At 62.7% G+C, this 13,486-nt stretch carries 13 protein-coding genes, 1 tRNA gene and 1 pseudogene; 7 read left to right on the forward strand and 8 right to left on the reverse strand.

Features of this window, described 5'->3' with window-relative positions; translation table 11 throughout:
* Positions 1-209: 209 nt before the first annotated feature.
* Positions 210-1,088, reverse strand: a pseudogene (istA, locus tag H8F26_RS19620) (IS21 family transposase); the annotation flags it as partial.
* Positions 1,089-1,191: 103 nt separating this feature from the next.
* On the opposite strand from istA, the gene H8F26_RS15645 reads away from it, so the two are divergent.
* Positions 1,192-1,506, forward strand: coding sequence for a type II toxin-antitoxin system PrlF family antitoxin (locus tag H8F26_RS15645; protein WP_197155562.1), 315 nt, complete (start codon positions 1,192-1,194; stop codon positions 1,504-1,506).
* Between the two features lie 2 nt (positions 1,507-1,508).
* The gene (locus H8F26_RS15650; RefSeq protein ID WP_231605274.1) at positions 1,509-2,012 is read left to right on the forward strand and encodes a type II toxin-antitoxin system YhaV family toxin; all 504 of its coding nucleotides are present in this window, start codon (positions 1,509-1,511) and stop codon (positions 2,010-2,012) included.
* Positions 2,013-2,096: 84 nt separating this feature from the next.
* On the opposite strand, the gene H8F26_RS15655 is transcribed toward H8F26_RS15650, so the two are convergent.
* From H8F26_RS15655 to H8F26_RS20280, 3 genes are all read right to left on the reverse strand, one after another.
* A complete protein-coding gene (locus H8F26_RS15655) occupies positions 2,097-2,258 on the reverse strand; it encodes a hypothetical protein (RefSeq protein ID WP_197155564.1) in 162 nt (53 codons plus the stop codon).
* A gap of 70 nt (positions 2,259-2,328) precedes the next feature.
* The gene (locus H8F26_RS15660; protein WP_197155566.1) at positions 2,329-2,655 is read right to left on the reverse strand and encodes a hypothetical protein; all 327 of its coding nucleotides are present in this window, start codon (positions 2,653-2,655) and stop codon (positions 2,329-2,331) included.
* A 236-nt stretch (positions 2,656-2,891) separates the two neighbouring features.
* Entirely contained in the window at positions 2,892-3,551 is a 660-nt protein-coding gene (locus tag H8F26_RS20280; RefSeq protein WP_197155568.1) for a YkgJ family cysteine cluster protein, read from the reverse strand.
* Between the two features lie 115 nt (positions 3,552-3,666).
* Here H8F26_RS20280 and H8F26_RS15670 point away from each other — a divergent pair, with 115 nt between their 5' ends.
* From H8F26_RS15670 to H8F26_RS15685, 4 genes are all read left to right on the forward strand, one after another.
* The gene (locus H8F26_RS15670) at positions 3,667-4,701 is read left to right on the forward strand and encodes an IS5 family transposase (protein ID WP_197154765.1); all 1,035 of its coding nucleotides are present in this window, start codon (positions 3,667-3,669) and stop codon (positions 4,699-4,701) included.
* A 495-nt stretch (positions 4,702-5,196) separates the two neighbouring features.
* Positions 5,197-5,502: a hypothetical protein gene (locus H8F26_RS15675; protein ID WP_231605275.1), complete on the forward strand. Its 306-nt coding sequence runs from the start codon at positions 5,197-5,199 to the stop codon at positions 5,500-5,502.
* Positions 5,503-5,525: 23 nt separating this feature from the next.
* Positions 5,526-5,729 carry an excisionase family protein gene (gene xisR / locus H8F26_RS15680; RefSeq protein WP_197155578.1) on the forward strand — a complete coding sequence of 68 codons (204 nt, stop codon included), beginning with the start codon at positions 5,526-5,528 and terminating at the stop codon, positions 5,727-5,729.
* 267 nt (positions 5,730-5,996) lie between these two features.
* Positions 5,997-6,061 (forward strand) — tRNA-Leu (locus H8F26_RS15685).
* A gap of 222 nt (positions 6,062-6,283) precedes the next feature.
* On the opposite strand, the gene H8F26_RS15690 is transcribed toward H8F26_RS15685, so the two are convergent.
* The 4 genes from H8F26_RS15690 to H8F26_RS15705 all read right to left on the reverse strand — a co-directional run bounded on the left by H8F26_RS15690 (position 6,284) and on the right by H8F26_RS15705 (position 13,044).
* Complete coding sequence (locus tag H8F26_RS15690; RefSeq protein ID WP_197155580.1) at positions 6,284-6,688, reverse strand: molecular chaperone DnaJ; 405 nt, start codon at positions 6,686-6,688, stop codon at positions 6,284-6,286.
* A gap of 122 nt (positions 6,689-6,810) precedes the next feature.
* On the reverse strand, positions 6,811-9,639 hold the full coding sequence (locus H8F26_RS15695) for a cyclic nucleotide-binding domain-containing protein (protein ID WP_231605276.1): 2,829 nt from the start codon (positions 9,637-9,639) through the stop codon (positions 6,811-6,813).
* Positions 9,640-9,928: 289 nt separating this feature from the next.
* Positions 9,929-11,494 (reverse strand): class I adenylate-forming enzyme family protein, encoded by a 1,566-nt coding sequence (locus tag H8F26_RS15700; RefSeq protein WP_197155582.1) that lies wholly within the window; start codon positions 11,492-11,494, stop codon positions 9,929-9,931.
* Between the two features lie 44 nt (positions 11,495-11,538).
* Positions 11,539-13,044, reverse strand: coding sequence for a glycosyl hydrolase family 57 (locus H8F26_RS15705; protein WP_197155584.1), 1,506 nt, complete (start codon positions 13,042-13,044; stop codon positions 11,539-11,541).
* Positions 13,045-13,180: 136 nt separating this feature from the next.
* Here H8F26_RS15705 and H8F26_RS15710 point away from each other — a divergent pair, with 136 nt between their 5' ends.
* Positions 13,181-13,456: a hypothetical protein gene (locus tag H8F26_RS15710; protein ID WP_197159271.1), complete on the forward strand. Its 276-nt coding sequence runs from the start codon at positions 13,181-13,183 to the stop codon at positions 13,454-13,456.
* Positions 13,457-13,486: the final 30 nt, after the last annotated feature.

The raw sequence follows: 13,486 nt of genomic DNA on the forward strand, positions 1-13,486 counted from the left end.
AACAGATCCAGCCGGTCATGGCGCAAGTGCACCGTCAGCTGCTGGCCGATCAGCCGCGAGGGGACGCTGTAGGTGACCGAGCGCACCTCGATCGTGCTGGTGCTCCGCACCCGCGCCACCACCGGCTCGTAGTCGGCAAAGCGCTCCACCGGCAGGGGCTGGAGATGCAGCTGCTCAATCTCCAGGTTCCCCTGCACCTGGTAGCGGCTGTTGAGCGTGTTGGTGACCTGGGCGACGAGCTGCCGGTAGTCGGCCTCGGTGGCGAAATCACGGCTGCCGCGCTGGATCAGCTGCTGCTCCAGCCGATGTTTCCAGTGCCGGTGCGGGCCCTCGATCGCGCCGTTCTCGTGGGCAACGCCGCGGTTGTTGCGGGTGGCGATCACCCCCAGGTGGGCGCACAGCTCGCGGTAACGGCTCGTGTAATCGCCGGCGTAGCTGCCGTCGCGGTTGCGGAAGCAAGCACTCAGGCTGTCGGTGCGGTGCTCCGCCGGCACCCCACCGCAAAGAGCGAGAGCGTTTTGCAGGGCCTCGGATAGGGCGACAAAGCTTTCGCCGCCGTGGATCACCGCCACATGGCACCAGCCCGAATAGGGCAGGCGGAAGTGGAACAGCCGGTGCTCCAGCACCTCCCCCGCCACGGTGATCGGCTCACCTTTGAGCAACGTGAAATCCGAGATCCCCAGTACACCGGCCCGGTGCTGCTGCAGGAACATCACCTCCTGGGCCGGGCCGTGCAGGGCCCGCCACTGCTCGACGCGGCGCTGCAGGGTCCGCTTGCGCCGGTACCACTCCTCGCCAGGCCTGAGCTGTTCCAGGTGAAGCAGCAGGGTCTGGGGTTCCAGTTGCGGCGCCTTCTCAAGCATCGGCACCAGCACGCTCTCCCAGACCTCGGCCAGGGGATCGGCTCGGGTGCGCCAATGGCGACCCCGCTGCTGCTGTTGCCCCTCGGGCTGCAGCTCACCCCGATCGATCCGTTGCGCGCTGCGCACCGAAATCCCCGCCGCATCAGCCGCCACCTGTTGGCTGAGCCCATTGGCCCGTTTTGCCATGTACCGCTCCTTGATCCGCAACGACAGAGGGGCGGGCATGGCAGGGCTCCAGACCGGAATCGGAACCCTGTTGTCGCGTCCTGAGACCCGCCTATGTAGTTGCGCGGACCCGCCTACCTAATCGTCGCCGGACACGCAGCCGGTGCGGCGGGCCCTGGGGCTGCGCAAACGCGACCGCATCCGCTACGCCTTCCGCGCCAACGGCGAGGTTGTCCTGGAGCGGGTCAGCCCAGAGCCCGACGACGATCCGGCCCTCGCTCCCTTCCTGGCGCTGTTGGAGCAGGACATCGCCAGCCATCCCGAGCGCCTCAAGCCCATCGCTGCTGATCTGGTCGCCCGCCTGCAGGATCTGGTTGGAGGCATCGAGGTGGATCTCGATGCACCGCTGCCGGACGACGACGAGACCGGCGGCTGCGATACCGACTTCGGAAACATCGGCTGCGGCGACACCATCTGATCGTGGGCAAGGCCGATGCAGCGCCCCTGGTGGCCCATGGGTGGCTGGTGGTTGCACACCCGTTGTTCCTGGATCAGCTGGAGGCGCTGATCGCGGAGGTCGAGATGTTGCGACGCAAGGACCCCCTCGGATATCGCAGCAAGAACACCATCAAGCGCCTGGCTGCCATCGCACGGTTGATGCTCCAGGACATTCCTCAGGACCCCAGCCGCAAGGAGTACCAGCAGGGATCAACCCTGGGCGCTGAGCATCGGCACTGGCGCCGGGCCAAGTTCTTTCAGCAGTTTCGCCTGTTCTTTCGCTTTCACAATCGCTCGAAGGTGATCGTGCTGGGCTGGGTGAACGACACAGATACCAAGCGGGCCTACGGCAGCAAGACGGATGCCTACCGGGTGTTCCAGTCGATGGTGGACCGTGGCCATCCGCCAGACGACTGGGAGGAGCTCCTGGAGGAAGCGAGCCAGACCGGCGGGCGTCTGCAGCGGCTCAGCGAGCAGCTGGATTGATCGGACGGTGGAGTGTCAGTGAGGCTGAGCCTCGAGCCTGCGCCGACGCAACACACGGCTGTCATAACTGGTGAATGCAGCCATTCAGATCGGCAATCCATCGTTGAAGGCTTCATCGGCGGCGGAAGAAGGCCGGTCAATCTGGTTCACCTTCCCCAATTCCATCAACGGATTCAGACTGACAGTCATTCCCCCTACAGAGCCGATCAACATCGTTGCTGATTCCAAGCTAGTGGTGAGCAGCACGGGCGCTGTTCTTCGTTAACATCACCTCCTTGGTGTGGCCCTGCAGCGCCCGCCACTGCTCCACCCGCCACTACAGGGTGCGCTTGCGCTGGTGCCACTCCTGGCCAGGGTGAATCCGCTCCAGATGGAGCAGCAGGGTCTGGGGCTCAAGTTGGGGCGCCTGCTCCAACATCGGCACCAAGACGCTGTCCCAGACGTCCGCGAGGGGATCGGCACGGGTGCGCCAGGTCCGACCCGGCTGCTGGTGGTGGCCTTGGGGTTGCAACTCACCTCGATCGATGCGCTGAGCGCTGCGAACCGAGATGCCAACGGCATCAGCAGCGATCTGCTGTCTGAGCCCCTGGGCTCGCTTGTCCATGTACCGCGCCTTGATCCGCAACGACAGTTGGGCGGGCACCGAGGGGCTCCGGCTGGCGATCGGAGCCCTGTTGTCGCGCCTTGAGACCCGCCGATGGAGTTGCGCGGACCCCCCGCCTACCTAATCGTCGCCGTGCACCGTGGCCTGGATTAAGGCATCGTGACTGATTGCCGCTTGGGGGTTGCATTCGCCGAAGCGAAGATGTCGTCGCCGTATCAGTTACCCCCCCCTGAACGAGTACCCGAACCATAGATCCCGAGCAGGTTGAACTGAGTTCATCCGAAGATCAATACCTCAGAACTAAGACTTTCCGGGCTTGCTGTGCCTACTGAGTCGATTTGAGTGTTGATCCTTCCAAGAAGACTGGGTGACCTGAAGTGCTCGTTGATCAGAACGAGGTAATCTCTAGTGGCCCCAATGAGTTGAAGTGCTTTACGGCCGACGCCCTCTGGCCTGCCACTCATTATGCTCTCTTCAACGTAGTCGGTAAGCTTGTGAAGCAATAGGTAAAAGTTCGTCGTGCCTGATCGTTCTGGAGGCAAGAAGGAGTTGATTCGAGTGGTCAGGGATGAGATTTTCGACTTTCCATTGGCGATGATGGCCTTCGCGCTTGAAAAGGGAATGGTTCCGGATTCTGTCGCTATCAGAAGCTTGCAGCTCCAGTCTCTACAATCCTGTGGCCTCTGGCTATAAATTGAGCACTTGCATTCTGAGAGTGCACTGCATGGGTGCATAATGCTGAACTTGCTATGGCGATATGGCTTTGCTGGTACCGATAGAGACGTGAGGCAAGAGACCTCTTCCTCAGTTACTACAGTGCGATAGAAGAAAGCACCGCTGCAGCAAAAGCCACAAGTCGAGCAGAGTGATTCAGCCACATCAGTCTGCGATGTTTCAGAATTGGTGTCGATACCGGCCGTCGACCTGGTGTTCATTCTGTTCTGTCAGATCATGCACCCATGCATCCTATGGGCACCTCGATAAATCAACAAGCCAATGCAATATGCCTAATCTGAGCTAATATTAGATTGATGACATTCTAATTCTGCAGTGGGTCAGAGAGGCTTCTGGGACGAACAGCAAAGAGTCGCAAAGCTCAAGGAGAAGAAGCCGGTTCTTCAGCGACTTTCTGAATCGATCCCTTGGGATTCATTCCGCCCACTGCTTGACAAGGGCTATGTCCATGAGCGCAAGACTAATGCAGGGCGCAAGAGGATTGATCCGCTGATCCTTTTCAAGATGCTCGTTCTCCAGCAGCTTTTCAACCTCAGCGATGAAGAGCTTGAATTTCAGGTGAATGACAGGCGCTCCTTTGAGGAGTTTGTCGGGCTTGGTGTGATGAACAGCATTCCTGATGCCACCACAGTCGCCTTCTTCAGAGAGCGACTGCGCAAGGCGGAAGTTATCGAGGAGCTCTTCGAGATGTTTGAGGCATACCTCCGCTCCCAGGGCCTCCAAGCCCGCGGTGGCCAGATCATCGATGCAACTCTTGTTCCGGTTCCCAAGCAACGCAATACCCGCGAGGAGAACAAAGAAATCAAAGCCGGGAGGCTGCCGGAGGGCTGGGATGAAAACCCAGATCGCTTGCAGCAGAAGGATTTAGATGCTCGCTGGACAAAAAAGAACGGCATCAGTTACTACGGTTACAAGAACAGCATCTGTATCGATGTTGACCATGGATTCATCCGCCGATATGCTGTCACTCCTGCCAACATTCACGACAGCCAGTTGCTCCCACGCTTGCTGGATCCAGAAAACGAACATGACTTTGTTTGGGCAGACTCAGCGTATTCAGGTGAATGCTTTGAGGATCTTCTGAGTCTAGGTGGCTTCGAAAGCCTGATCCATGAAAAAGGTGCTCGCAATCATCCTCTCAGCGACAAAGCCAAGGAACTGAATCGTGTCAAGTCGTCAATCAGAGCTTGTGTGGAGCATGTCTTCGGCTGCATGACTATGTCCATGGGTGGAAAACTGACAAGAAAAATTGGGCTAGAAAGGAATGATGCTTGGTGGGGCCTCAAGAACCTGACCTTCAACTTCCTTCGTTATCTCCAGCGCTCTTCCCATATAGCAACTGTTGCATGAATCTCCCAGAGAAGCTCCCATAGTTCAGGAGATCTCGTCAATAGACGATATAAGGCTCTCATGCTCTGCCGCCTCTTCGGCGGCTTTTTCGTGTCCACAGAGACCTTGCGAATAGCTGATTATTCGAGGTGGCCCTATGTAATTCTGGTTGGCACTCACTGAGGACCAGTAGATTCATCGGAAGGCCTAGTGCCACGGAGCACCTCTAGCGACACCCCGGATTCTAGTTGTTATTTGCGGGACGGCACACTAGGGCCCCAGGCCCTGGCCCTCGCCACCCTCACCAGGATGGAGCTGCGGAAGCTGGCCCAGTCCCGCGGGATCAGCAACGTGGCCGGAGCCCCCGCCTGGCTGCGGCCTGACTGAAACAGTCCCGTGCTGTCCATCACCCAGCCTATGGTCATGGTGCCTGCCAATGGTGGTCACCATGGCGGTTCGGAGCGTCGACGCGCCGGGGCTGCTGCACTGCCGGCCCGGAACCCTCTGGGGTAGCCGTTGCCAAGCGCCATGGAATCCCGCCGGTTGGTGGTCTGGATCTTGTCGGGAATCCTGGGCTTTCAGGGCCTCACCCTGTGCTTCGACCTGCTCAACTGCACCGCCCTCTCCTGGCTGTACGTGCGCCTGAACGGCTTTGACGCCGCGGTGCAGCGTTCTGTCTCCCCGGCCGGCGAGCCCGGGGCCCAGCGCTCCATGGGGAAGGCCGGGGTGCTGGTTCCCGATGCCTCCACGCCACCGGTGGAGGATTCAGGTCAATCCCCGCTGGTGCATCCGCTGTCACTGTTCTGCGCCCGGCCCCAATAGCCTCCGAGACCTGTGGAGATCCGATGAGCACCACGACCCCTGGGCTGTGGGTCAGCACACAGCACATGGCCGAACTGCTTGGCATCCACCGCGTCACCCTGCAGCGCTTGAAGAAGGGCGGCTTCTTCCGGGGCGGCCACCACTTCCGAATGGCCAACCCGCTGGCACCGCGTTCCAACACCGTGTGGCACCAGCAGGGTGTTCTCCTGCGGGTCGATACACCCTGAGGCAGCCTTCAGCAGAAGGCCCAGGGGCTGAACGACAAGGCAAGGCTGTCGTTGGGGTCGATGGCGTTGCCTTGCGGGGTGGTTTTGCAGCTGCGGGGGTAGGGGGCAGCGGTCCGGCTCACCTGTCTCAAGAAGAGGGTTTCGCCGTCGCAGAGGTGCCTCGGGGGAGCGGGCCAGCAGAGCGCCCCAGAGGCCGGATTCGATGAAGATTCAGTGAACTTGTGAACCTGACGGGGAATCCCTCATCGACAAACCCAGCTACTGCAAGGGTTTTGCTCCAATCAAAGGGATTCATAATCCCAAGGTCGGGAGTTCAAGTCTCCCCCGAGCCATTATTGATTCAACGGTCACCGACCTGTGAGGATGGTTGTCCGTCTTGGCATTGAGGCTGAGGAGTCCGGAAACGAAATCCCCGCCATCGGCACGATCAAGGGGCCTGTTGATCATCCCTCTTGTTTCTGGATCCGCTGTTTGAAGACAACCGATCTGACTCACTGATTATTGGGTGAGGGTTTTGAAAGCCCCGTTGGAACACCTTGTCGATAGATCAGACATCAACAGCCAGCAAGTCCCCGACCCAGCAGAAGATCCCTGGCACCGTTGACGCGCTGCATGGTGTCATGGGCACCGCCCCGATCGGGATGATGTTCCGCTGCGGCGTTCTTCCAGGCCCGGGTGACGTCGCTTTCCCGGATCCGGCCCGAAAGGGGCAGGTGCAACCGCTGCCGCGCCACGATCGCGTCCATGTCAGGGTGCTTGCCGAGGGGCCCCCAGTCGGCCTGGCTGAGGGCAGGGGTTTTTTTCTTGCCGGTCTTTCGGCGCCTGCCGTTCCTTTCCGTTCCGGACCCACCGAAGCCTCTGGAGGCAGCACCAGGATCAGATGCGGACCTGGATGATTCCTCCTTCGTGAAACGGGACACCACCAGAGGCATCGATCGCTCTCGCAGGGTCTGGGGCATCGCAGCACACGCATCAATGAATTGATCCAGCTTCCTCCATCAGCCAGCCCCCTGGACATCCGGACGGCGTGCTGACAGACAGGGCCTTGTCCGATCACAGCTGTTGAGCGGCTGGACGCTCCTTAGCCCGCCTTCGCCCGCATCAGCCGCTGCAGCTGGGCGCTCTCCAACTCGAGCACCCGGCGGGCGAAATCGGGATCCCGCTCCAGCACCACATCGAAGGAATCCACCGGCACCGCCAGCACCCGGGTGCCATCGGCTTCGGCCACGATCGTGCTCTCCGAGGTGCTGTGGGTGAGCACCTCCAGTTCGTCGAGCACCCGGCCGGGCTCCATGTCCTCCAGCCACTCCCGTTCGCCGTCGCGGTGGCGCACCTGAGCCCGGCCTTCGATCAGCAGCAGCAGCTCACGGCAGGTGTCGCCGGCCTCGGTGATCAGATCGCCGCGGCAGAAGCTGCGCATGTCGGCCTGTTCGGCCAGGGTGGCCAGGGTGTCGGCATCGCTGCGGCGGAAGAAATCGCTGGTGGCCAGGAACACCCGCTTCTCCAGTTCCGGACAATCCCTCAGAGCCGGCGGGCCCTGCAGAGCCCCAACGGCCTGGGCCGTCTGAGCCAGCAGGGGTGGGGTGTCCTTGCCGCTCACCTGGACCGCCAGTGACCTGGCCCGTTCAGCATCCAGGCAGGCGGTGAGATACAGAGCGGCGGCCGCCATGGTGGGGCTGGGGTCAGCCGCCAGGCTGTCGAGGAAGGTGAGCGTGTCGGCCACGGGTAAGTCCAGACGACAGGAGGCGATCTCCCCGCCTGGCTGGGCGAGGGCTTCGGCCACGGCGGTCGGCAGGCGACCCGCCCAGTCGTCACCCTGAACCAGCTCCGGCAGGCCCAGCGGCGAGATGGCCTGCAGGCGCTGCACCAATGCCGGCACCACCGGATCCTCCTGGAGGGTGACCAGGCCCGCGAGGATGGCCCGAAGCGTCAGCTCCTTGCGTAACTGGAGACGGTCGTCCAGCAGATCCAGCACAGCGGTCTGGTCACGAAGGGCGCTCTGATGCAGGGCCCGGTAGCCGCCTGTCAGGGCCGGCAGCCGATCCAGCAACAGCTCCAGCTTGCGGATGGCAGCGGCCCTGGGGGAAATGTCGCCCAGCACCCGTTGCTCCTCACCGAGGGAGATGCCGTATTCCCGCCGCAGTGCCCGCAACGCCCCCCAGTCGTCGCGGGCATCACCGCGGGCACCAGCCCGACCGCTGCCATCACCGAGGCTCTGCACCAGCAGCAGCCTCTCCAGTGACTTGCGATAGCCGCTGAGGCGAATCTGATCCTCGAGGCTGCGGCGGCTGTCTGGATCAAGCAGGCCGGGATCCTCCACCCCCAGCTCCTCCAGCAGCTGGCGGTGCTCGTCGTCGCTGATGCCGAGCGACAGGCGCATCTGTTTGAGCACATCCAGGCTGCTGGCTGCATTGACGAAGCCCTCCTCAAGGGCCTCCCGCACCACGCCCTTGTAGGCCTCCAGCCGTTTCTGGCCAGTGAAGCCAGGCAGCACCTTGGCCAGAACGTAGACCTCTTCGGTGCCCAGATCGGCGATGGACCGGCCATCCAGGTAGCGGCCCACGTCGAGATCCATGCGGGCCAGCTGCTTGCGGAAGCGCTCCGCCAGGTTCTCGCGGCCGTAGAGGGCTGGAGAACGCCCCCAGGCCCGGTAGAGCCAGAGGGTGCTCAGCGCGACCAGGATCACGTCGTAGAGGTACTGAACCCAGGCGGGCAGCAGCAGGATCAGGGGCCGGCCGGAGAACAGGAAGAAGAAGTTGAACACCAGATAGGTGGCCACCAGAAAGACCCGGTGGCGGATGCGATCCCGATCGGGCTCAGCGCCGCTGCGGCGCACCTGCCCCCGCAGGCCCGATTCGATCGCCCGGCCCACCAGCACCCCCAGCCAGGTGCACAGCCCCAGGAACAGGGGCACGGCCACCAGCCGGGGCACATCGATCGGCTGGCCGAACAGGACAAAACCTGGCCGCAGCAGCAGGGCGAGCTGGTCGCTCTGACGCAGCCAGACTCCCGAGAAGTAGTAGTCCCAGTTGCCGGCGTAGAGGTAGTAGTAGAGGAAGTACCCCAGCACCAGGCCCACGTAGCCGTAGCGCTCGAAGGCGAAGACCGGGGTGGGCAGCCGGGCCCAGTAGGTGCGCTCGGCATCGATGTCGATGCAGGGTTGCTGGCAGGCCACGCAGGCGCTCTGCTCGGCGCCATCGGGCTGAACGGTGCGGCACATCGACTGGGTGATCGGCGTGGCCGCCATGTGGGCCCTGCTGCCCAGCAGGCCGGTGGGGGTGGAGTAGATGCTCTGCACCGGCGCCATCGGGCAGAAGTACTGGCACCAGCTCTTGCCGCCATACAGCCAGCCCACGGCGATGGCGCAGACGATGGTGAAGCTCAGCCAGGCGAACAGCACCAGCCGGTCGGCATTGAAGAAGAGGATGCGGCCGCAGAGGCCGACATAGAGCCAGCCGAACTGCAGCTGGGAATAGTGCTTGCCCAGCCAGGAATCGCCCGGCACCTTGGCGAGCTGGAAGCGCTTTTCTCCGGTTTTAGGATTCACCCGGGTGATCTGGCGTTGCAGCCCCAGAGCGCGGGGGATCTGGGAGAGGAAGGAGAGCGGGCAGATGCGCCGCCAGAGTTCGTGGCCGAACACCAGCAGCACAAAAACGCCCGCCGGCACCACCAGCCCCCAGAACAGGGTGGTGCCGAGGGGATAGGGGGCTTCCGTCAGGCAGGTTCCCTGCACCGGCACGCAGTCGGCCGGTAGCCGAAGCGGGCTCCAGGGATGGTCCGGCTCGGTGAAGCGCGGCGTGAACGGGTCGTAGAGCAGCGAGGCGATGATCAGCAGCCAGCCGGTGGTGAGTGCCCACCGCACCAGATGCATGCGCCGTTCCGTCACCTGGCCGTCCTCACTGCGACACACCGGAGGCTCTGACCATAGCGATGGCCCCCGGCGGCTGCAGGATCTGTTCTTAACCGTGGCGATCTGCGCGTCTGTACTGCTTCTGTACTGCCGCGTCATCGGTGGGTGTCATGGTCATCGGGACGATGCTCCAATGGACACTGCCAATAAACAGCACAATCGCTTCGGCCAAGCTGATGGCCGCAAGCTTCTATGCGACGACTCCTCCCAGGGAATGGTCGATCAGGGTTGGGGCTGAGTCGAGAGCTTCTACGAAGGCAAGACAGTCTTTGATGGCTTTCGCCAGTTTTCAGCTCCTGGGAGCTTCAGCCGCCATCGCTTTGAGCGCGACGCGGTCCACCTTGCCGCTCGGGTTGAGGGGCATCTCCGCCAGCACCACAATCTCCTCCGGTGCCTTGTAACCGATGCGTTCGCGGGCAAAGCGAATCAGCTCGGCGGCCATCGGAGCCTGGGACCCACGCTGGAGAGTGATGTAGGCCCGCACGTTCTCCCCGTGCATGACGTCGTGGATGCCGATCGCTCCGGCCAGTTCCACAGCAGGGTGTTCGCAGAGGGCATCCTCCACGTCCTGCGGACAGATGTTGGAGGCATCGTGAACGATGATCTGTTTGCGTCGGCCGCAGAACCACAGGTAGCCGTCCGCGTCCAGGCGCATCTCGTCACCAGTGTCGAGCCAGCCGTTCACAATCGTCTCGGCTGTGGCGGTGGGATTGTCCCAGTAGCCCGTCATCACCGACGCCGAACGCAGCCACAACCTTCCTTCTGCTCCCACCGGCAGTTCGCGGCCCTCCTCGTTGCGGATGGAGCACTCGAAACCGGGGCAGACCCGACCCACCGAGCCGACCCGGTTCTCGCCGGAAGGCGGAGACATCGTGGCCACACCGCATTCACTCATGCCGAAGCATTCGTCGATCGAAAAACCCACGGCGGTCTTGAAATCCCGCTGCAGCTGCAGGGGAACCTTGTCACCACCGGAGAGGCACAGGCGCACGTCGGCGAAATCGGCCGGATTCAGATCGCGGTCATGCATCAGGCCCATCAGCGGTGCCGGCAACATCAGCAGCAGATTCGGCTGGCGGCGATGCAGGAGCGCCTCAAGGGCATGGTTGTCACTCTCGGTCGCCACCACCAGGGTGACCCCCAGCGAGAGGCCTGCCAGTCCGTACATCGAGGCCGCCGCATGGGCCAGCGAGCAGCCCACCATCAGACGCTCCCCCGGCGCGTATTCCATCACCTGGGCCAGGCTGGCGAGCGTCGCTCCATAGCTGGCGCGGCTGTGGGTCACCCCCTTGGGCTTGGCAGTGCTGCCGGAGGTGAAATAAATGATCGCGGGGGCCTCCGCTGGCAGGCAGGACAGTTCCTCCCCGGTGGCAGGCGTGGTCAGCAGAGTCTCAAGGCACCTCTCGCCTTCAGCCCCTGCCGCTCTCTGCCCATCCTCGAAGCGGATCAGCCCCAGAGGCAGGGATCCGGCCAGCTGCGTGGCTTCCAGATCAGCCAGGCGCTCCTGGTGATACAGCAGCAGCACCGCCCCGCTCACCCGCAGGGCATGGTCGATCTCGGGCACCACATAGCGGTAGTTGAGCGGTGTGATCACCAGGCCCAGCCGCAGACAAGCGAGGTAGTGGATCACCAGCTCGACCCGGTTGGGCATCAAGGACGCCACCCGGTCGCCAGCCTTCAGCGGCATGGTGCCGTAGGCGGCAGTCAGTCGTTCCACCCGCTCTGCCAGCTGCCTCCAGCTGAGGCTTGTATGGAGATCCTGCAGGGCTGGACCGTCAGGATCCCGGACCAGCCCCACCTCCAGAAGCGCATCGAGGCGGTCGGGCAGCGTGAGGGCAGGTCCGGACAGCAGCATCAAGCCGACACGCAGAGACAACGCCCCCATCCTGCCTTCAGCGGTCAGGACGCGCCCGGCTCCATGGACCGGGAGAAGCCATAGGGCACGGCAGCGATCGCGGCTTGGCCGCGCCGGTGGATCTCGCGGGCGTACTCGGTCCAGGTGCCTTGTCCCCAATAGCGGAAGCAACTGGTTTCCAGCAGCAGCAGATGGAGCAGGGCCTGCTGATAGGGCGGGGTCTGGGTCACTGCGGGGTCGTGCGCCACCAGGGGATCAAACAGCTGGTGAAACTGGGCACTGAGGCTGTTCATCGGCTCCAGCACGTTGGCGTAGCCCTCCACCCAGCTGAGGTTGTTGGTCCAGGAGGCGCCGGCCATCGAGAAGGAGGGATCGGTGGCCTGGAGGTGGGTGATCGCCGCCTGAATGGCGGCGGGGGTCGGCGATCCGCTCAGCTGTTGCCACAGCTTGTGCTGATGCACCGCCTGAATCTGCGGAAAATCCTGGGATGACACCCCAGCGGCCTCCAACAACTCAAGATATTCCGTGCCATTGATCGCCACCGTGCCTGGTTCACATCCATGGGATGCAATGGTGTGATGGGCCTGCACGAAAGCAGGCGGGAACTCATTCATCATCACGCCACCATTTTCCCCATCGGCAATCTGGGAAACGAGCGAAGGAATCGTGGTGTCTCCCAGCACTTGCCGGCCGAGCCCCAGAGCTTCGTAACAGGGCTGCATCTGCCCCACCAGCTTGGTGTCGGAGCCCTGGGTTTTGATCAGTGCCGTGATCGAGACCTCTTCGCCACTGGAGCTGCGGGCCACGAGCTGGTTGGGGATGTATTTCTGCTCCTGAGACAGGCCGGAGCCATCGAAGTTCTCGACGCTGTGTTCCTGCACCAGCAGCCAGCGGTAGCCACACTCCCTGAGGGCCTTGACGAATTCATAGAGCGTGTCGGGGTGGTTGGGCAGGTGCATTTCCGGGGGTGAAAAGCCCTTGACCCGTTGCAAGGCTTCCTTGCCGAAGAGGGCCGCGAACTGATGCTGCCAGGCCAGGATCTGCAGCTTCAGGTCGGGGATGGGCGTGGAGGGCGCCACGGCATGGCTCCAGAAGGTGCCGAGCCACTCCACATGGGGTTGGAGGGTGGGATCGCAGGCGAGCTTCTGGAGGGCCTCGAGGATGTCGTGGCGGCCCATCTGCTCAACGCCCCAGAGCAGATTGCCCGAATAATCGAGCATGATCCGGGGGTTGCAGCCCTCCTGAATCAGCTGGGGGATGATGTCGGCGAGGCGCCTGTAGCACTGGGCGAAGGGTTCGGCGTTGTGGTTATCGCCCTCGCCCGGATGCTCCAGCATGTACTGAAGATGGGAGATGAGTTCACCATGCGCCCCGGCTGGAATCGTGGGCTGATGCATGTGGAGCGCGCAGGCGAAGCCTGAACGGATCTGCTCCAGGTGGAGATTGGTGTGCGGCAGCGCCACCGGGCCGGAATCCTGAACAAGCGCAAGGATCTCGGCTTCAGAGCCAGCGATCGGTGGCAGTGGGGTTGGCGGTTGTCTGCTCTGCATGGTCGCCATTCTGCTCACCCCAGCTGGCCCCGAGCTGCTCGCCCCGCCTCCGCCGTCGTCGCTGGCGGGATCGGCGACGGCAGGTGGCACGACCCGCGACAAACTCCTAGGGTTTGACCAGTTGCTTGCTGGTCCAGTGCAGACGCTACCCCTGGGTCTGGCCACTGTGCTTCTGACCCTGCCGCCTCTGGCCCTGCCGCTGCTGGCGCCTGGGCCAGCAGCGGCTCAGAAGCGGATTCCCAAACTGCCGGGTTATGATGAGTGCCCGCTTGGGTATGTGAATGACCTGAAGCAGCATTGCAATTCACCCATCTATTACGAGGTGAAGCCCACCGACGGCAAGCCCTGTGACTCGGGCTGGATGAACATTGGGGCGGGGTATTGCAAGAAGAAAACCCTGGGCATTTTCTGATCTCAGCGGACCTGGAGCAACCAAGGGAAA

The sequence above is a fragment of the Synechococcus sp. CBW1006 genome, assembly GCF_015840525.1.
In the GTDB taxonomy this organism is placed as follows: Bacteria; Cyanobacteriota; Cyanobacteriia; order PCC-6307; family Cyanobiaceae; genus CBW1002.